This is a genomic window from Bacillus sp. IT-79MI2, from assembly GCF_949768135.1.
Lineage (GTDB): Bacteria > Bacillota > Bacilli > Bacillales > Bacillaceae_G > Bacillus_A > Bacillus_A pseudomycoides.
Genome location: NZ_CATKPV010000117.1, coordinates 119,830 through 140,345 on the forward strand (window position 1 = coordinate 119,830; position 20,516 = coordinate 140,345).

Below are 20,516 nucleotides of genomic sequence, written 5' to 3' on the forward strand. Positions count from 1 at the left end.
TTTACATGTTCTGCTTTTATTTGTTTTATACATAATTGCGTGCGAAGTGGAATATCGTATACGGATTTAGAAAGGGTAGGTGAAAAGGGTGTTATTATATGAAAAAGTGCGTGAGAAAGTTAAGAAGGAAATTACTGCACTGCAGGCGATGCAACAACAAGATGGCATGTGGTGCTTTTGTTTTGAAGGTTCACCGTTAACAGATTGTCATATGATTTTTTTACTTAAATTGTTAGGCCAAGATCAAGAGATAGAGCCATTTGTTGCAAGACTAGCATCTCTGCAAACAAATGAAGGAACTTGGAAGCTGTACGAAGATGAGCCTGTTGGTAATTTGTCAGCCACCATTCAGGTGTATGCGGCTTTACTTGCTTCTAAAATGTATACGAAAGAAGATATAAATATGAAGCGTGCAGAAGCGTTTATTCGGAGGCAGGGTGGGATTACAAAGGCTCACTTTATGACGAAGTTTTTATTAGCGCTTCATGGAGGATATGAATATCCTTCTTTATTTCACTTCCCAACACCCATGTTATTTTTACCTGAAGATTCCCCGCTTAGTATATTTGAGCTAAGTAGTTCCGCACGTATTCACCTCATTCCGATGATGATTTGTATGAATAAACGATTTACTGTGTCCAAAACGATTCTTCCTAATTTAGATTATATTTCAGGTGGGAGTAAAAAGCAGTGGTTCCGTGAAGAACGTTCACCATTGTTTCAAACGCTTCTTGGAGATGTGAAGAAGTTTTTATTATATCCTTTATCTTTGCATCATAAAGGGGACAAAGAAGTAGAACGTTTTATGATTGAGCGGATTGATACAAATGGAACATTATACAGTTATGCGAGTGCTACATTTTACATGATTTATGCATTCCTTGCACTGGGGCATTCCATTCAATCGCCGCTTATTTCCAATGCAGTATTAGGATTGAAAACTTATGTATGGAATATGGATAGGGGAACTCATCTTCAAAATTCACCATCTACAGTGTGGGATACCGCTTTACTAAGCTATTCGTTGCAAGAAGCAGGTGTACCACATGATCACCAAATGATTCAAAAAGCGACAGATTATTTACTGCAAAAACAACATAAAGAGAAAAAAGATTGGAGTGTGCATGCTCCATCACTAGACGCTGGAGGTTGGGGCTTTTCAGATATTAATACGACAATTCCTGATATTGATGATACGACAGCTACACTTAGAGCGTTAGCGCGAAGTAGGAAAGGGAATCAAAAAGTAGAAGAAGCTTGGAAAAAAGGAATTGAATGGATGAGGGGATTACAAAATATTGATGGGGGCTGGGCTGCTTTTGAAAGAGGTGTAACAAGTAAAGTTTTAACACATTTACCTCTTGATAACTCAGGGGACATGGTTACGGATCCGTCTACGCCAGACATTACAGGTAGGGCGTTAGAGTTTTTTGGAACGTACGCTCCAAAAGAGTTACAAGGTGACCCAAAAGATCGAGCGATTCGTTGGTTAATTCATACGCAGGGGAAGAACGGATCCTGGCATGGGAAATGGGGTGTGTGTTACATATATGGTACTTGGGCAGCTCTCACTGGTTTACGCTCTATAGGAGTTTCATCTAATCATATAGCTTTACAAAAAGCAGCTACATGGTTAGAGAGTATTCAGCATAGTGATGGAGGGTGGGGCGAGTCTTGCAGGAGTAGTATAGAGAAGCGATTCATTTCGTTACCTTTTAGTACACCATCACAAACAGCATGGGCGCTCGATGCACTTATTGCTTATTATGATACGGAAACGCCTGTTATTCGAAAAGGGATTTCTTATTTACTTACACATCTAACTCAGAATCAAGATTATCCTACAGGCATAGGGCTACCAGATGGATTTTATATTCGATATCATAGCTATCATCATATATTTCCACTCCTTACTTTTGCTCATTATATAAAAAAATATAGAAAATAAACCGAGAAATGATCTCGGTTTATTTCGTTTTTTATGGGTAGTAGGTCCCAATTGCAAAAGGATAAGGGCGAGATAGCGCCTTATTTTTGTTCTGACTGGCGTTTTTGACGTGCATCGGCGGCGTCAGCACGTGCGTTTGCTTCTAAATCATCATGATCAGCGAGTTCACGAGAAAACTCTACATCAATACCATCAGAAGTTTTGTTTCGTCCTAGGTGCTTTTTGTTCATTCGACACAATCTCCTTGTGTGTATGCTATGTTGCAACTTTAGTTTGACACAAATAGACTTTTTTATACAAAAAGGATTTAGAAAGGAAAGAGCCGAAATATACAGTATAAGTAATAGAAATGGGGGAGAGTAATGGAGTTTTTACATGGGAAAACAGCTGTTATAACAGGAGCTGCACAAGGGATAGGAAAAGAAATTGCTTGTACTTTTGCAAAGTTAGGTGCAAAGGTGTTAATTAGCGATGTAAATGAGGAGAAATTAAAAGAAACAACAAGAGAATTTTTAGACCAAGGATATGAAGTAAGTTTATACGCATGTGATGTGAGTAATCAAAACGAAGCGAAGTCATTAATTGAATACGCAGTTCAAACATTTGGGAAATTACATATTTTAGTGAATAATGCAGGGGTTACAAGAGATGCGATGTTACATAAAATGGAGAAATCAGCTTGGGAGCAAGTAATGCAAGTAAACTTAACCGGTGTGTTTTATTGTATGCAACCGGCACTTCTTTATATGAGACAGCAACAATTTGGACGTATCATCAATATTTCTTCCATTAGTAGGGAAGGGAATATTGGGCAAGCAAATTATGCTGCAACGAAAGCGGGTGTCATTGGATTAACAAAAACGGCAGCAAAAGAAGTGGGTGGATTTGGTATTACTTGTAATGCCATTTGTCCAGGGTTTATGGATACAGATATGACAAAAACAATACCAGATAAAGTGAAAGAGAAGATGGTTGGTGCAATCCCAGTTGGAAGAATTGGAACGCCACAAGATATCGCGAATGCAGCGGCCTTTTTCGCTTCAGAGTATGCTTCTTATATTACAGGCGAGGTATTAAATGTGAGTGGTGGCTTGCAAGTGTAAGAGATAGTTCCATATTTTTAAATATGTTACGGAATAAAATATTTGGGCTCTCTAAACGAGTTGTTACATAATAAGTAGAGCCTGACCAACTTTGGTCAGGCTCTTTCATTTAGTTTAGGTTCACCCAAACACTTTTCACTTCTGTATAGTTGTTTAATGCATAAGATCCCATTTCACGACCAAGGCCAGATTGCTTAAATCCACCGAATGGAGAAGCTGCATCAAATACGTTATAACAGTTTACCCACACTGTACCAGCACGGACTTTGCTGGCAATGTAATGTGCATTTTTCACATTTTCTGTCCATACACCAGCAGCTAAACCAAATGATGATTTATTTGCACGTTCAATTACTTCATCAATATCATTAAATGGCAATGCGGAGATGACAGGACCAAAAATTTCTTCTTTGGCGATTGTCATTTCATCATTTACATCTGCGAATACTGTTGGGGCAACAAAATACCCTTGCTCGTATGGTTTGTTTCCACCAACAAGTACTTCTGCACCCTCTTCAATACCTTTTTCAATGTATCTCATAACGCGTTTTTGTTGTTCTTCGGAAACGAGAGGCCCAATTGTAGTTTGAGGATCTAATCCTGCACCTTGTGTTAATTTTTTCGAATATAGAACAAGGTCAGCCATAACGTTATCATACATTTTCTTTGGAATAAATAAACGTGACCCTGCACAACATACCTGACCTTGGTTAAACATAACGCCAGAAAGTGCAGCTGGAATGGCACGAGATAAATCAGCATCTGGTAGGATGATATTTGGTGATTTGCCGCCAAGCTCTAACGTAACTCGTTTCAGTGTTTCAGATGCTTGTCTCATAATTTGTTTACCGACAGGAGTCGAACCTGTAAATGCAATTTTATCAACGAGAGGATGATTCACAAGAGCTTGTCCAGCTGTTTCACCGAATCCTGGTACGATGTTAACAACACCTTTTGGGAATCCAGCCTCTTCAAATAATTCAGCTAAGTATAGAGCGGAAAGAGGTGTTTGTTCCGCTGGCTTCAACACGATTGTACAACCAGTTGCAAGAGCAGCCCCCATTTTCCACATTGCCATTAGAAGAGGGAAGTTCCATGGAATAATTTGACCAACGACACCAACTGCTTCATGGCGTGTATAGTTGAAATATTCTCCAGAAACTGGAATTGTTTGGCCGACGATTTTTGTAGCCCAGCCAGCATAATACCGCATATGTTCAATTGCAAGCGGAATGTCTGCTGCTAATGTTTCACGAATTGGTTTTCCATTATCCAACGTTTCAAGTTGTGCAAGTTCCTCTTTGTGTTCCTCCATTAAATCTGCAAGTTTATACATAAGACGGCTGCGTTCAGCGCCGCTCATACGCGACCAAGGTCCTTCATCAAATGCAACTCTAGCAGCTACTACAGCTTTATGAATATCTTCGCGACCAGCTTCGGAAACAATCGCAAGTGTTTCGCCAGTTGCTGGGTTAGGAGTTTTAAATGTCTTTCCGGAAGCGCTTTCGACGAACGCCCCATTCACATATAATTTTTTTGTTCCTTGAAGAAACTTTTCTACTTTTTCATGAAGATTTACAGCTAGTTGACTCATTGTATAACCCCCTTGAAAATATAATGTAAACGCAGTACGAGACGGCGTTTATTCCAATAGCAAGGTTGTAAAGAGACTAGGTGAAAGACCTCTAATTTTAATCATAAATAAAAAATACTGAAAATTCAAATTTTATTTACGTTACAATTGTAAAAGATATGTAATAAAGAATTGGATTCTACATAATTATAAAAATTCCTGTTCGTTTTTGTTTTCTAGTAGGAAAAACTAGAAAAACAGTGGTACAATTATACATCGTGAGAGGAGGGGGAAAATGAAGAATCAACATGATGACCCACGTTTTCGAATTGCCCATAGAGAAGCGTTAATCGGTCTTGGACTTGCTTTTATTAATTTTATAATATGGTATGGTTTTGCTTATGGGCTTGGTAGTAAGGATCCAAGTGAATATACATATGTATTAGGTTTTCCAGCATGGTTTTTTTATAGTTGTATAGTTGGATTTATTGTAATGGTTATCCTTCTTATTTTAGTTGTACGTTTTGTATTTCAAGATATTCCGCTCGATGAGGAAGAAAAAAGTGAGGAATGATAGATGAATTGGTATGTAATAATTCCAATGATAATTTGTTTTATCGTTGTATTTTTAATTGGTGTATATGCATCAAGACGTGTACAAGCAACGGCTCATAATAAATTTTTACAAGAATATTTTCTTGGAGGTCGTGAGCTAGGTGGCTTATTATTAGCTATGACAATGATTGCTACGTACGGTAGTGCGAGTAGCTTTATTGGGGGACCTGGTATTGCATACAATATGGGACTTGGATGGGTATTGTTGTCAGCGATCCAGGTTGTAACGGGTTACATTGTCTTGACAGTACTTGGCAAAAAGTTTGCGATCATTGCAAGAAAAATGGAAGCAATTACGCTTATTGATTATTTAAAAGGAAGATATAATCATAAAGCAGTGGTCATTCTTTCAGCACTATGTATTATTATCTTTTTATTTTCAGCAACAGTTGCCCAGTGGGTTGGGGGCGGAAGGTTAATTGAATCGTTAACAGGCCTTTCGTATACAACGTCTTTATGTCTTTTTACATTTTCTGTACTTGTATACGTTTTAATTGGTGGATTCCGTGCTGTTGCTTTATCCGATACATTACTCGGCATGATTATGTTAGCGGGTACAACAATTATTTTAATTGCAACGGTGATTGCTGGAGGCGGAATTGAAAAGATTATGCAAGAACTCGTTCAAATTAATCCGAACTTAATTACGCCGTTTGGAGCGGATGGTAGTTTAACAAAAACGTATGTGACATCATTTTGGATTTTAATTGGTGTTGGTGTTGTTGGTTTACCGCAAATTAGTGTACGAGCGATGTCTTATAAAAATTCAAAAGCAATGCATCAAGCGTTAATAATTGGCACAGTTGTTGTTGGTACAATTATGATTGGCATGCATTTAACAGGTGTGTTTGCTCGCGTGGTGCTCCCAGGCGTAACTGTACCAGACAAAGTAATGCCACTTCTTGCACTGGAAGTATTACCACCTTGGCTTGCTGGAATCTTTTTAGCTGCCCCAATGGCAGCAATTATGTCCACTGTAAACTCACTATTACTACTTGTGAGTTCTTCAATTATTAAGGACATATATGTAAATTACATAAATGAAAATGCCGCTGACACGGTTATTAAAAAAGGAAGTTTGTGGATTACTGGCATTGTCGGCTTACTCGTGTACGCAGCAGCTATTAAACCACCTGATTTCTTAATTTGGTTAAATTTATTTTCTTTTGGTGGATTAGAAGCAGCTTTTATTTGGCCGATCGTTTTAGGGTTATATTGGAAGAAGGGAAATGCAACTGGTGCACTTGCTTCAATTCTCATTGGTGTTGGTTCTTATATGATATTTCATCTTTGTTTCCCAAAACCATTTGGTCTGCATACGGTCGTGTTTCCCATTTGTTTTGCTTTCATTGCGTATGTAATAGGTAGTATGTTAACGTCAAATAAAGTGAAACTTTAATCAGTGGGAGGCTTCATTTCCTAGCTAACTTCTTTGTTTTGGCTGAATTTTGAGGTGGAAGTGTTACTGTCCGCAAATAGCGGGATAAAGTACCATAAAGATATAGGTTTGAATAAAATATACAAGTTGGATAGGTTCTATATTTTTTAATCAATGATAGAAAAAGATGATTAGGTTGGGGCAAAAGAGTTTATGCTCCAACCAAATAAATTTGTTGGAAAAATAGGCAATATAAAAAGTAGGGCTCTTATAGATTCAATAAGAGCCCTACTTTTTATAATTAAAAACTTAATTATGATGCGAATTTATGTGTAGGATAGGTTGGATAGTTATTTTTGTTTTTATGGAAAGTTTCTGAAAAACAAATCCGTCTAGACCGACACGCCCAGCGTTATGTCCTGCTACTAAAATAAGTATAGACAATAGTATCATATTTGGATTTGTACTTACAGTTCCACTTAAAAGAAAAGCAGTGTTTATAATAATCCCGAAAAATACAGCGGTTTTAGTTAGCCTTCCTAAAAGAAGTCCAAGCCCAACTAAAATTTCTCCCCATTGTACGAGAAAGCTAATTGAACTACCCCCACCTTCACTTCGTTTAGAGGAGGGGGTCTTCTCGGTTAAAATGATAAATAAAGCTTTTTTGTTATTACGTAAAAAATCAATAAACATAATAAATTCCTCCGATACATAATAAAATGTATTTACAAGTTTATTCTGTATTTTTGTGAATCGAATCACAATGAACGAAATTTGAACAAATGGTTTAATCCAGTGGCTTTTTGAATAATTCATCGTTTATTCAAAAAGCAGTGTGTGAATACAGTGTGATTTTAATTTATCCCGCATTAACGGGCAGTAAGACCCCCACCTCAAAATTTGGCAAAAGCAAAGAAGTTAGGTGGGGGATATGCCCGTAAAAGCCCGATTGGTTCAACTAATAATCAGTGGGGGATGAAGAAACCCCCCCACTGATTACAGTTTCACTTTATGGCGTATATGGTTTGAAAAATAGTTAACATGTATTTTGGTTTATACCATAATAAGAGGTGAAGGGATGGGGGGGAAGTGCCATGAAAAAGGTGCTTTTTTTAGGAGATCCAGGTATTGATGATTCTTTAGCCATTATGTATGGGCTATTACATCCTGAGATTGAAATCGTTGGGATTGTAACTGGATATGGAAATGTAACACAAGAGCAAGCAACGAGCAATGCTGCGTATTTAATGCAACTAGCAGGCAGAGAGGATATACCAATTATAAATGGAGCAAAAATGCCGTTGTCGGGTGAATTTATAACATATTATCCTGAAATTCATGGAGCAGAAGGGTTAGGACCAATTCGCCCTCCAAAAACCATTCAACCAAATATTAAATCGTTTTGCACAATCTTTGACATTATTAAGCGTTATAAAAAAGAAATTATTATTGTTGATGCAGGAAGATCAACAAGTTTGGCAACGGCGTTTATTTTAGGGAAAGATATAATGAAAGATGTAAAAGAGTATTACTGTATGGGTGGAGCATTTCTTGTTCCAGGGAATGTTACGCCTGTAGCAGAGGCGAATTTTCATGGCGATGCACTTGCTGCAAATGTTGTGACACACTACGCAAAGAATTTGACACTAATTCCACTCAATGTTACAAAGGATGCTATTATTACACCAGAAACTGTTCAATATATAACAAAACATTCAAAAACAAAATTTAGAGAATTAATTGACCCTATTTTTAAGTATTATTATAAAGCATATAAGAAAATAGATCCGAAAATTACTGGAAGTCCCATTCATGATGTTGTTACGATGATGGCAGTTGTAAATCCCTCTATTATTGAATATGTATACCGGAAAGTAGATGTGGACTTAGAAGGTAGTGCAAAGGGGGAAAGTATTGCTGATTTCCGACCGCAACCTGATGCAGTAGCTCTTAAAAATTGGGTGAGAATTGGATGGAAATTAAATTATAAGAAGTTTGTTGAAAACTTTGTTCGATTTATGACATAGACATAATAGGAGATTACAAGTTACAATAATAGAGATAATTATTTAGACAATTGTCTCTATTATTTTGTTTATAACTGTATATAATAGAGAAAAGATATAAATTAGGAGAGGGATTTCACTTGAGAAAAGTTATAATATGTGCAGGAATCATTGGTGTATTCATAGTACTTATATCCGGTAACTTTTTAGTGAAAAAAGTTTGGAGTTCCAATAATGACGATGCTCAATATGTTGCCTCATTTGTTGAAGAACATAAAGATGAAAAAAATAGTGCCCTACTTATAAAGCGAAATGATAAAGTTGTTTATTCTGTGAATCCAGATGTCGTGTTACCAGTTGCGAGCACGATGAAGTTAATTGTTGCACTTGAATTTACGAAACAAGTTGTAGATGGGAGAATTGACCCAAATAGTTATGTGTCAATTGATGATGTAAATCGTTACTATATTCCAAATACAGATGGTGGTGCGCAGGATCGTTGGCAAAAGTATTTAATGAAAACTGGTAAAATGGATGAAAATGCCGTTTCTTTAGAAGAAGTTGCGAAAGGGATGGTGAAATTTAGTTCAAATGCAAATACAGAATATTTAATGGATCGACTTGGACTAGATTATATTAACCAAAATTTACAAAGCCTATCACTTCCTTCACATCAACCGTTATTTCCTATTGTTTCTTCTCTATACATTCCGGGATATTTGCAGAAGGAACTGCATATTCCAAAATCTAAATTAGAGAAAAAGTTAAAAGAAATGTCTTCAGAAGAATATCGTCGTTATGCCATGTTAATACATGAACGGTTAAAAGAGAAAGGACCGTTATTACAAAAAGAAATTCCGCTCTATTTAGAAGGGAAATATGAAAAAATATGGTCAGATAGGCTGCCAGCTGCATCCGCAAATGATTATATGGTGCTTCTGGAAAAAGCGAATCATAAAAAAGGATTTACAAAGGCTGGAGAAAATGAGTGGGCAAATCTCGTTGAAACGGACATGAAAGCAAAGAAGTATCGTAAGTCATTCCGGCATGCTGGACAAAAAAATGGGTATACACCATGGACATTAGCAAAAGCAGTTTATGCCACTGATAAACTTGGGAATTGTACAGAAATTGTATTTTTAGCAAATCAATTGGATGAAGATGATAGTACAGAGCTTCGTAAGCACTTGCTAAATTTACATTTCCAGGTGTTAAAAAGTGAAAAATATGATGCCACTGTTATTAAATAAACCCGATGCGTGAAGCATCGGGTTTATTTTTATCCTGTAAAGGCCCGATTGGTGAGGGCTAATAATTAATGGGGAGATGAAGGGATTTCCCACTAATTATAGTTTCACTTTATACAAGCACCTTTTCAAAAGCTCAGGGTATGATGATTAGTAATAACTGGGCGAAAGGAGAAAAGGTGATGAAACAAAATAAGGAGGAATTTATAAAGGGTGAGGGCGCTGATTTCCCTGGGGAAACCTATGCAAATTGTGTGCTACAGCATGTGTTTCAATTTCAGCGAGATTACTTATTGCAAGAGATGTTTATGATTCATCGTGCTCATATTATCATGCTTATTGAGCAAAAATTAATGAAACAAAAAGATGCAAAAGTTATTTTAACAGCGTTAGAAAAAGTGGCACAAATTCCAAAGAGTCAATTACTGTATGAGAAGGAGCATGAAGATCTCTTTTTTTTAGTGGAGCATTTAATTGGGCAAGAAGCAAATCATAATTTTGTAAGTAATATGCATATTGGCAGGAGCCGGAATGATATGGGGGTCGCGATGTATCGGATGAGTTTGCGTCGCTATTTACTCCGTTATATAGAGCATTTTCTTCTTTTACAAGAAAGTATGTTAGAAATTGCGAATGAACATATGGAAACAATCATGCCTGCTTATACGCACACACAACCTGCCCAGCCGACAACATTCGGTCATTATATGTTAGCAATATATGATACAATGCATCGGGATTTAGAGCGTGTTTGGAAGGTATATCATCTTGTCAATCAATCTCCTTTGGGTGCAGCTGCTCTATCTACTACAAGCTTTCCTATAAATAGACAGCAGGTTGCAAAGTTGCTCGGTTTTTCAAGTGTTATTGAAAATTCATATGACGCTATTGCAAGCGCAGACTATTTATTAGAAACAAGCGCGACACTTATGGTAGCGATGACGAATAGCAGTAGATGGCTCCATGATTTCTTACTACTAGCAACAAAAGAATACAATGGGATTACTGTCGCAAACCCATACGTACAAATCAGCAGTATAATGCCGCAAAAACGGAACCCTGTTTCCATTGAACATGCTCGTGCTCTCGCTAGCAGTGCACTTGGAGAAACTTTCACTGTATTTCAAATGATTCATAATACACCGTTTGGAGATATTGTTGATACAGAAGATGATTTGCAGCCTTATTTGTATGAAGGAATCGAAAAGGCAATTCGTGTGTTTTGTATGATGAATGCAGTAATTCGAACGATGAAGGTGGAAGATGAAGTTTTAAGAACTCGCTCGTTTCAACATGCGATTACAATAACAGATTTTGCAGACGCATTAACAAAAAATTATAAGATTCCTTTTCGGCGTGCTCATCGTGCTGCAAGTGATATTGCAACAATGTCTATACAGCAGAAAAAAGAGTTACATGAACTGAATTTCACAGAAGTAAATATATATTTACAAGAAAACTTTCATGTAATACTTTCAGAAAAAGAATGGGATGATATTATATCACCAGAATCATTTGTTGAAAAACGGACTGTATATGGTGGGCCGAGCAAAAAAGAAATGGTACGTATGATTCAAAAGAGGAGAGAGTGTTTTAAGAACGAAGAAATTAAATTCGAAAGGGAAAAACAACGGATCTCACAAGCTGAAAAAGAAGTAATGACGATAGTCTTGAATATTATTGAATCGTAAAAGCAGGATTTAATGAATGAATCGCCAATATTCTATTTAAATATAAAAATATAAATCCAAATAAACCCCTTCTTTTTAGGTGAGAGAGAGTATCCGGCCATGCATAGAAACGGTCAGATCCTTTTCCTGCCTCATGCCAAGTTAAAACAGAGAGAGAAAATGAGTGTAAGTCACCTTTTCTTCTTCGTATCAACGACTTATATGTCGAAAAATCAAAAGGGATTTATATAGAAAGAAGAGATTGTCGATGATTCAATTACAGGTATATGAAGATGTTTCTTATTTTAAGAAGGAAGTCACCCCCATTTTGGAAATGAATGAGCAAGAAAATAATTTATTGTTAGGGGTGTTACAGTCTACGGAGAATCCGTTGTTTATGGCAATAGCAAAGCAAAATGAAAAAATTGCTCTCATACTTCTTCAAACTGAGAAAAAGCAAATGATTGTCGCTAAATCCGAGATTTCGCAAGAGGCTATAGAGGGGATAGCGAAACAATTAACAAAGGTGTATCCAGATATACCGGGATTGATTGGTGAAAAGCGAGTAGTGAAACAATTAGCTGAAGAGATTGCAAAATTAGAACAAAAGAAGCTTTCTATTCGTATGAATCAAGGTGTGTATGAATTAAAAAAAGTAAAGAGGCAATGGGGGGAATATGGAGTTTTCCGGCGAGTAAACAGCGTTGAACTACCATTAATTGAAAAGTGGGTGCACCAATTTTGTGAAGATGTTCATTTGCCCACTACGGAAGAAAAAGCAAAACAAACTGCAAATACATTAGTAAGTACAAATCGGTTGTTTGGATGGGAAGTAGATGGGAGATTAGTTTCAGTAGCTGCAATTACAAGGCCTACTAAGAGTAATATTACAATCAATTTTGTATATACACCGAAAGAAGAACGTAAACAAGGGTACGCTTCTAATTGTGTAGCTGCTCTCAGTCAGCTCATGTTAGACCGAGGTTATAAAACAACTACTTTATATACAGACTTAGCAAATCCAACGTCGAATAAGATTTACCAAGAGATAGGATATGAACCAATAATGGAATCTGTATTAATATTTTTAGAACCGATAAGATAAAAGGCTCGCTTATATGCGAGCCTTTTGCTATGAAACTATTTTTCATCAATGCGAAGTACGCCGCCAGATTCGAAATGGGGTGTATCTAAAAGATGAATAATCGCTTTAGCGACATATTCAGGGGAGAGTAATTTTCCTTCTTCTTTTAAAGCGATAAATCGATCTAAGTTAGTAAAATCTTCTTTTTCTGTTTGCCGAATTTGTTGCTGCATGTCTGTGTCAACAACACCTGGGGCAAAAGCAATTGTTTTTACTGGATATTCTTTTTCAGCTTCCTCTATAGCGACACATTGTGTAAACATGTTCACGCCAGCTTTCGTTGTACAATATGCTCCCCATCCAAAGTATGGTTTTTGACCGGCTCCTGAAGAAATGTTAATAATACGTTTGTCCACGTTCCAATTTTTCGTATGTTTCATAAACGAAGAAGTAAGGATCATCGGTGCAATTAAATTAATTTGTACATTTGCAATCAAAAGTTCACTTTCTGATTTTTCAATCGGTTTCATTGGTGCGAGGGTACCGGCATTATTAATCAAATGGATAGACGATATGTTTTCTTTTTCAATGGATGAAAAGATTGTTTCAAAATGAGTTTCTAGATTATGTACATCTTGGAGATCGATTGAGTGAAATGTTAAAGGAATATCTTTTTGTTTTGCTTTTTCAATAAGTTTTTCATTTTGTCTTCTAGAAATACAAATGAGTCGTGTATTTTCCTCTAATAATTGTGTAGCGATTGCCTCGCCTAATCCTTGTGAAGTACCTGTTACAATGACGTAGCGCATTTCTTTAAAACTCCTCCCATATATGTAATAAGTGGTGTCGATAAGGTGTTTTATCTACATGGTATAGTATAGAGCATCTTATATAAAGAAAGTAATCTTTTGAATAAAATGTTGTTTTCAAGATGTACATGCTGGAATAAATCAGATTCAAAATCTTCTAGACGATTATAAACCATACGATATGTGCGGCATGCATGCTCTGGGGGAGTAAAATCATTTGTAATGATTCGTAATTCTTTTATAAGATCGCCAGCTCCATCATGCTCTTGTTCTAATTCTTCAAGCCTTTCAATTGCCAAAATTAAATTTTCTTGAGATGAATTTTGTTCGTATTTTTTGATAAGCGGGAATACAAGAGTTTCTTCTTTTATTATATGTTGTTCAAGTTCTAATTTTAATTCATGAAAAAGTCGGTGAACGGTACTTAAATGCGACTCTGTTTGACCATGTACGCGAAATACTTTTGTTACATATGGGCTCAGCTGTGGCAATTCTTCTTGAATATATCGATGATGTTTTTGGATAATATGGTCAATTAGTATAGAAAAATTAGCCTCACTCCAGTTTGTAGATTCATTATTTTTTGATTTATATAAAATATATTGTTCATTTAATAGTTTTAAAAGTTCATCAGGAGAAATTTCTTTTGTTTGTGTCGCTATTTCAATTGTTTTGTCCCCGCCACAACAAAAATCAATACGATGTTTTTTAAACAAATCACTTGCTTGTGGAAAAGTGGTAACTATTTCACCAACAATAGATGTTTTAGTAAAAGGTGTAGCCATATGAATCACTCCTCTGTTCATTTGTATGTTTTTAGCTTAATGGATAAGAAAAGAGATCGAGGTGATTATAATCACAAATATAATGTAGAATTCATGCATGTTTTGTAGATGCGGGGAGGAGTTGTTCAATCTGTTTGAAAAAGTAATGGTGGTGATTCTTCTTTTGAAAATGATATTTCATTGTTACAAAAATGTGAAGTCTGACGACATACAATAAAAACCATTGACATACATATCTGAATTCAGTATTGTATTCAGGTATGTGTTCAAAATCAGGAGGTTTTTATGAGTAATCAAACTACACATCATGTAAAAATGACAACAGCGGATCCATCTGGAATTGGTCTATTTGGATTAGCAATGGTAACACTTGTAGCATCATCACAAAAGCTAGGATTAACTGATGGCGTTTCATTTGTATTACCATGGGCAATCTTTTTAGGAGGATTTGCACAACTTTTTGCTTGCGTTCACGATGCAAAGCATAATAATACGTTCGGTACAACTGCTTTTGGTGCGTATGGTCTATTTTGGTTAGGTGTTGGGACATCATGGTTAATTCAACTTGGTGTATTTGGCGAAAAATTGGCACAAGCTGTAGATCCAAAGCAACTTGGTGTTGCATTTATTGGGTATCTAATCTTTACAATTTTTATGACTATTGGAGCAATGGAAACACATAAAGTATTATTTATGATTTTTGTACTTATTGATTTCTTATTTATCGGTCTTTCATTTAGTACTTTAGGTGTTATGCCACATGCTATGCATAACTTAGCAGCGTATTCTGAACTATGTATTTCATTACTATCTTTCTATGGTTCAGCAGCTGCTGTATTAAATACACATTTTGGAAAAGTTGTATTACCAGTAGGAAAGCCATTTGGCATTTTTAAAAAATAAAAATAGAGGAGCACGAATGACAAGAAGAGTCATTCGTGCTTTTTTTATAGCGTGCCCAGTTAAGCTAAGTATTGCTTACTGGTGAAAGTCTAGGTAAGAACCAATTCGCCTAGTAGCTGCTAGGCAACTAGTGGAGAAATTCTAAAGTTGAAGCCCTGTGACAAAATAACCTCTAATAGATAGCCGAATTGCTGATTGTCTAAAGGGTGATAGGGAAGTTGAATAAGTAAACAAGTAAGTGTATTTAATGCGGTAAGGAGAAAAATAAAAAAGATAATCAATTGTAAAAAGGGGTGTCAACATGGCGGAAATTTTAATAGCATTTGCAAGTATGTCAGGAAATACAGAAAGTATCGCTGATTTAATTAAAGTGAGTTTGGATGCATTTAATCATGAAGTGGAATTGAAAGAAATGGAAGGGATGGACGCAGAAGAACTATTAGAATATGATGGTATCATTTTGGGGTCTTATACGTGGGGAGATAGGGAACTACCATTTGAAGCAGAAGACTTCCATGATGATTTAGAAGGTATAGATTTAGCTGGGAAAAAAGTTGCTGTATTTGGATCTGGAGAATCGAAAGTGATGCACTGGGAGGAAAATGTTGTGTAAAATGTAAAAAAAAATAGAGAATTTAGCTTTACTTTTATTATATTGGTATGATATAGTGATTATAAACCATTTTACTTTTAATAATATAGAGATTTAAATGAGCTGTAACTTCAGAAGAGGATAGCAATGTTAAATCTCCTCTGCGGTTGCAGTTTTTTAATGTCGTTATTATTGTTGTAAAGTGGTCGAAAATGAATATGTACATATAGGTACATTGTAGGAGGATTTTTTCATGCAAAACGGTAAAGTAAAATGGTTTAACTCAGAAAAAGGTTTCGGATTTATCGAAGTTGAAGGCGGAGAAGACGTATTCGTTCATTTCTCAGCTATCCAAGGCGACGGATTCAAAACTTTAGAAGAAGGTCAAGAAGTTACTTTCGAAGTAGAACAAGGTAACCGTGGACCACAAGCTACTAACGTAGTTAAGAAGTAATTGAATTGAAAAGAGAAGGGCTTGCCCTTCTCTTTTTTTTATTGTGCCTGATTCATTTCATTCTTTCGAATGTATGTTTATCCCGCTATTCGCGTGCAGTAATACGCTCACCTCAAAATTCGACGAAAGCAAAGAAGCTAGACGAGAGATAAAGCAAACCTCGCTGATTAAAGCTTTACTTTATATACAAAAAAATTTAGTTATTTTTGACTGAATATTCAAAAAAGAAATCTCAGGATCTTTTTTATAAATTTTGTTTTGTGTATTTGTACAGTGGGGAATATATAATTAAAAATATAATCAGATAAGGAAGAGGGATATGACTTGAATGAACTTAAATATTATATTGTCTTTGATGTTGAACGGAATTTTCGACCTTATAAATTGCAAGATCCCTTGGAAGTGGTTGATATTGGGGCAATCAAGGTAGAAGCAAGTACAATGCGTATAATAGGACAATTTTCTTCACTTGTTAAACCAACCGCACCTCTAACTCGCCATACAACAAAATTAACAGGCATTACAAAGCAAGATCTAAAAGAGGTAGAAATGTTTCCAGAGGTAATGGAACGATTTCTTCAATTTGCTGGGGATGATTATATGTTTATAACATGGGGAAAGGAAGACTATAAATTTCTTGCGCAAGATTGTAAGCTACATCATATAGAATGCCCTAATATAGAGAATGAGAGAAAATTTGATTTGCAAAAATTTGTATTTCAAGCATATGATCAATTATTTATACATACACCAAGTTTAAAATTTGCGGTGGAACAATTTTCTTTAGAATGGGAAGGAAAGCAGCACCGTGCCTTTGCAGACGCTAAGAATACCTTGAATATCTTTCTTAAAGTATTCAAGGAAAAGGATATTTATAAGCGGTATAAACGAAATGAAGAACTCGTACTTGTAAAGAATGGTTTATTAACTGAAAAAGCAAAAAAGAAAATGAAAAGATGGGTATTTAAAGAATTAAAGAAAAAAGAACACAGTCCATTTACTTGGGATGATTTTCAAAATAGCAAGACATGGGGGAATATAACGGAACGATATTATATTGATAATAACACAATACGACTTTTACAAAATTATTTTACTATGGCTGTAAAGAAAGGTGAGCAGCAGTTGCGAGTGTTAGAAGAGATAAATAACAAAATAAATGATGCATAGTCAAAAGTTAAAAGTGTTCGTGTAAATGAATATAAAAAGATTTATTTTTTTAGTCGAGCTTCTTTGATTTGAAGAACGATGATTATAAATGTTAGAATTTTCCGGAATTTAATGTATGAAATTGCATTGTTTTTTGAGGTGAATAGATGAAAAAATTGTACTTAGTAATAAGTGTGCTTCTAAATTTTATTTTTGGTTTTCTTTTTGGGTATGCTCTTTTAGGGGTATTAATAACTGTTTATTCAATCAATTGTCTATTTAATGGTTGCTCAGATATGGTAGAAGAATGGGTGGGTATTGTTATGGGTTTAGTTATTACTTTGATAATAAGTGGTATTCTTTTTCCGATGATTATATTTACGAACAGAAAGTTTTTACATGCTGTGAAGATGAGAAAAAAACATTATTTCCTTGTCATTCCCCCTTTTTTTATTCTAGGTACTTTTTTTAGTTTTTATTTAAGATCGAGCCATATCGGTCCATTTTAAAGAAAGTGCGGCATTTCCCGTGATTATTCCCCTCTCATCAGTTGTTTCTTACGGACAATTCTCCTTGAGCTGTCTTCCTTAAATTCTGATATATTTTATTGTAGTTTAAAGATAACTGCTTTTCTTCAGTTCTAGTAGTTATACAAACAATAGCCTGATAGGATATATTGAAGAAATGTCATCTTTTTGAATTCTAATAGTAGGTTTTCGTGTCCGGATATGTATAGTAACTAAGGTACAGGCAAAAGGATGTGAGTAAAAATAAAAGAGCGCTACAGAATAGCGCTCAATAAAAACTATAATATGGAAGAGGGGATGCAATTGTAAAATAAAACTGGTCTTTAAAAAGGTGATTCAATCTTTTAAACATTGTTAAATCTAACGAGAGAATATAACTGTTTTTTTATGAATAGGACTGTAAATTTTAGTGATTTTTAAAACAGTTTCCTTTTATAGGGACGGTTTCTTTTATCAATGAATATACTATTTTAAGAAAATGAAGGGGTGAAGAGAATTGGATTATTTAATTGAATTAAATCAGTGGGGTATAAAAGAAGGATTCCCCACCAAGCCCTATGCAGATGCTGATTATATACAAGCTGATAAGAATATACAGGGAATAAACAGTGCATTACAATTTGCGGCGGCTAACAATTATGCTGAAGTGACTCTTCCAAAGGGGAATTATGCGATCTGTTACCCTCGTGAAATCGCTATGGTTTCTAATATTGACTTTAATTTAAGTGGTTCAACACTAAAAGTAATATATGATTCTAACAAAAAATCACCATTCGATAATAGAACAACTACTGATTATTACAACTTTAAAGGAAATAGTGTTGTTTTTAGCAAAAACACTAATTCTCATTTATTTGGCGGAACCGTCATTGGATGTAGGGATGATAGGAGTTTCTTGAATCCTTTAGAAGCAGCAATGGAGCACACATATGGAGTTCTCTTTCAAAGAAGTTCAAGTTATTGTTCTATGACAAATTGTACAGTTCGCGATTACATGGGTGATAATGTTTCATTTAGCTCAGATTCTATATATAACTATGGTGAATTTGATCAAGGACTTACATTAAGTGCTTTAGATTACACAACTGGACAACCAATCACCTCGGCTAATACACTCATAACAAAACTGTTAAACATACCTCAAGATTTAACACCAAAGATAAATTCTTTCCTTATAGCTGGCGCAGGATACGCTAGAAAAACTAATTTGAATACTAAAGAATTGGACATCTTCTTTTACGACAATAGCAACAAATTCATAGGGGTTATGAAGAAAAGACGAATTTATACCGATATTTCTATTCCTGTTACTGCAACTAAGTTTAGATTGCAGTATTACAATGAAACTAACCCAAGTAAGAATATGCAGATTACTATTATGTTTGGCGGGATTCCCCATCATAATACAGTGAAAAAGTGTGAAATATTTAATGGGCATAGGGGCGGTATTACTTTAGGTGGTAGCTATAACAAAATTGTAAACAATAAAATCCGTGATAATGGAAAAGGTTTGGTTAGGTTTTTGGATGGAAAACCGCTTTTCAATGACCCGACTAGATATTCGATAAATATGGAAGATAGTTATGGGGCAAGTTGTACGATAATAGATAACGAAATTTACGGTAGTTATCATGGTATCTTAGTCGGGTGTTACGATGTTTTAATAGAGCACAATCACATTTACAACATTGATAATATTGCAATCAATTTGTATTCTCTCGTGCATGCAAACATTAAGGATAACTTCTTATACAACTGTCAAAACAACATTGGCCTTATGACTTCTAATTTCAGTGCGGCGTTTGTGAATATCGAAGGCAACAGCTTTACAGGTGGCATCATGAATGTAACTAGTGATTCATACAGGGTTTCATTATCAAACAATCAATACGTAAATCCTGACATGATTGCAATGGGCGATAATTGCACGTTTGATAATAATTACATTATTTTTACAGAAAATCTAGTTACTGCACCGTGGCTAAAGGCAAACAAAATAAGCAGATGTACCTTTAAATCTGTCCCTATACAAAAGGAAATGACGTTTAAAGTGAAAGAGTATGATAATTGTAGATTCGAAAACTTACGAGTCAGATCTGAAAATCCAAATCCTAAGAATGTAGATGTCTGTGAATTCACTAGATCAGAATTTATTAATTGTGAGCTGAGAAATCATATGTTTAGCGGACGCCCCATGAACGTTAAGGTTACTAAATCAAAGCTTATAGATACGACCTGCGAAGGCGGTATTACAAATGTGGACAACCAAGTATCATACACGTCATTAGAAGAATGCGATATCACTATCAATACCAAAAATAATCTGTTTTTATCAGATACAAACAGACCCTATACAATTTATAAAGCAGCAAATTGTATAGTCACGATAAACAATACATCTTTTGGTGCCTTATTAGCATCTGGCTCAGCTAATGCAGCGAATGAACTAGTTCTAGAAGGAAATGAGTTTGTTTATACAGGCTCTACACCTTTGAATTTAAAATACTATACAAATAAAAATCATATACGTAACTTTGTTGATTCAGACAATATTTTTACAAATATCACTTTACCTACTGTTTCCTAATGAAGACTAAGTGTATGTGAAGCAATAAAAGAAACCGGCTATGTAATAAGAGTCGGTTTTTAATACATAACGTATTTATTCCATGT

The 20,516-nt window shown here is 35.3% G+C and carries 17 protein-coding genes and 1 pseudogene; 13 read left to right on the top strand and 5 right to left on the bottom strand.

Annotated elements, in window-relative coordinates:
• Positions 1–88: 88 nt before the first annotated feature.
• Positions 89–1,948, top strand: a complete 1,860-nt coding sequence (locus ACM6HU_RS26085; RefSeq protein WP_088094229.1) for a prenyltransferase/squalene oxidase repeat-containing protein — start codon at positions 89–91, stop codon at positions 1,946–1,948.
• A gap of 80 nt (positions 1,949–2,028) precedes the next feature.
• Here ACM6HU_RS26085 and ACM6HU_RS26090 read toward each other — a convergent pair whose 3' ends face one another.
• A complete protein-coding gene (locus ACM6HU_RS26090) occupies positions 2,029–2,178 on the bottom strand; it encodes a YfhD family protein (protein WP_016115681.1) in 150 nt (49 codons plus the stop codon).
• Positions 2,179–2,310: 132 nt separating this feature from the next.
• Between ACM6HU_RS26090 and fabG the strand changes: the two genes are divergently transcribed.
• Entirely contained in the window at positions 2,311–3,051 is a 741-nt protein-coding gene (fabG, locus tag ACM6HU_RS26095) for a 3-oxoacyl-ACP reductase FabG (RefSeq protein WP_016115680.1), read from the top strand.
• 109 nt (positions 3,052–3,160) lie between these two features.
• On the opposite strand, the gene ACM6HU_RS26100 is transcribed toward fabG, so the two are convergent.
• Positions 3,161–4,645 (bottom strand): aldehyde dehydrogenase family protein, encoded by a 1,485-nt coding sequence (locus ACM6HU_RS26100; protein ID WP_016115679.1) that lies wholly within the window; start codon positions 4,643–4,645, stop codon positions 3,161–3,163.
• Positions 4,646–4,919: 274 nt separating this feature from the next.
• Here ACM6HU_RS26100 and ACM6HU_RS26105 point away from each other — a divergent pair, with 274 nt between their 5' ends.
• Both ACM6HU_RS26105 and panF read left to right on the top strand, forming a co-directional pair.
• A complete protein-coding gene (locus ACM6HU_RS26105; RefSeq protein WP_016115678.1) occupies positions 4,920–5,198 on the top strand; it encodes a YhdT family protein in 279 nt (92 codons plus the stop codon).
• 3 nt (positions 5,199–5,201) lie between these two features.
• The gene (gene panF / locus ACM6HU_RS26110) at positions 5,202–6,638 is read left to right on the top strand and encodes a sodium/pantothenate symporter (protein WP_016115677.1); all 1,437 of its coding nucleotides are present in this window, start codon (positions 5,202–5,204) and stop codon (positions 6,636–6,638) included.
• 292 nt (positions 6,639–6,930) lie between these two features.
• Here panF and ACM6HU_RS26115 read toward each other — a convergent pair.
• Positions 6,931–7,208 (bottom strand): annotated as a pseudogene (locus ACM6HU_RS26115) (hypothetical protein); the annotation flags it as partial.
• A gap of 503 nt (positions 7,209–7,711) precedes the next feature.
• Here ACM6HU_RS26115 and ACM6HU_RS26120 point away from each other — a divergent pair.
• The 4 genes from ACM6HU_RS26120 (at position 7,712) to ACM6HU_RS26135 (ending at position 12,645) form a co-directional block, all read left to right on the top strand.
• Positions 7,712–8,644 (top strand): nucleoside hydrolase, encoded by a 933-nt coding sequence (locus ACM6HU_RS26120; protein ID WP_016115675.1) that lies wholly within the window; start codon positions 7,712–7,714, stop codon positions 8,642–8,644.
• 119 nt (positions 8,645–8,763) lie between these two features.
• On the top strand, positions 8,764–9,873 hold the full coding sequence (locus ACM6HU_RS26125) for a serine hydrolase (RefSeq protein ID WP_016131781.1): 1,110 nt from the start codon (positions 8,764–8,766) through the stop codon (positions 9,871–9,873).
• A gap of 179 nt (positions 9,874–10,052) precedes the next feature.
• Positions 10,053–11,561, top strand: coding sequence for an argininosuccinate lyase (gene argH, locus ACM6HU_RS26130; protein ID WP_016115673.1), 1,509 nt, complete (start codon positions 10,053–10,055; stop codon positions 11,559–11,561).
• Between the two features lie 247 nt (positions 11,562–11,808).
• On the top strand, positions 11,809–12,645 hold the full coding sequence (locus ACM6HU_RS26135) for a GNAT family N-acetyltransferase (protein ID WP_016115672.1): 837 nt from the start codon (positions 11,809–11,811) through the stop codon (positions 12,643–12,645).
• 35 nt (positions 12,646–12,680) lie between these two features.
• Here the strand turns inward: ACM6HU_RS26135 and ACM6HU_RS26140 are convergent, their stop codons facing one another.
• On the bottom strand, positions 12,681–13,433 hold the full coding sequence (locus ACM6HU_RS26140) for a (S)-benzoin forming benzil reductase (protein WP_016115671.1): 753 nt from the start codon (positions 13,431–13,433) through the stop codon (positions 12,681–12,683).
• Positions 13,434–13,483: 50 nt separating this feature from the next.
• On the bottom strand, positions 13,484–14,218 hold the full coding sequence (gene ric / locus ACM6HU_RS26145; protein ID WP_016115670.1) for an iron-sulfur cluster repair di-iron protein: 735 nt from the start codon (positions 14,216–14,218) through the stop codon (positions 13,484–13,486).
• A 285-nt stretch (positions 14,219–14,503) separates the two neighbouring features.
• Here ric and ACM6HU_RS26150 point away from each other — a divergent pair, with 285 nt between their 5' ends.
• The 5 genes from ACM6HU_RS26150 to ACM6HU_RS26170 all read left to right on the top strand — a co-directional run bounded on the left by ACM6HU_RS26150 (position 14,504) and on the right by ACM6HU_RS26170 (position 20,430).
• On the top strand, positions 14,504–15,121 hold the full coding sequence (locus ACM6HU_RS26150; RefSeq protein ID WP_016115669.1) for an acetate uptake transporter: 618 nt from the start codon (positions 14,504–14,506) through the stop codon (positions 15,119–15,121).
• A 301-nt stretch (positions 15,122–15,422) separates the two neighbouring features.
• The gene (locus ACM6HU_RS26155) at positions 15,423–15,734 is read left to right on the top strand and encodes a flavodoxin domain-containing protein (RefSeq protein WP_088094230.1); all 312 of its coding nucleotides are present in this window, start codon (positions 15,423–15,425) and stop codon (positions 15,732–15,734) included.
• Between the two features lie 232 nt (positions 15,735–15,966).
• The gene (gene cspB, locus ACM6HU_RS26160) at positions 15,967–16,167 is read left to right on the top strand and encodes a cold shock-like protein CspB (RefSeq protein ID WP_001179149.1); all 201 of its coding nucleotides are present in this window, start codon (positions 15,967–15,969) and stop codon (positions 16,165–16,167) included.
• Between the two features lie 324 nt (positions 16,168–16,491).
• Positions 16,492–17,337 (top strand): exonuclease, encoded by an 846-nt coding sequence (locus ACM6HU_RS26165; protein ID WP_016115667.1) that lies wholly within the window; start codon positions 16,492–16,494, stop codon positions 17,335–17,337.
• Between the two features lie 1,002 nt (positions 17,338–18,339).
• The gene (locus ACM6HU_RS26170; protein ID WP_275857586.1) at positions 18,340–20,430 is read left to right on the top strand and encodes a right-handed parallel beta-helix repeat-containing protein; all 2,091 of its coding nucleotides are present in this window, start codon (positions 18,340–18,342) and stop codon (positions 20,428–20,430) included.
• Positions 20,431–20,516 lie beyond the last annotated feature (86 nt).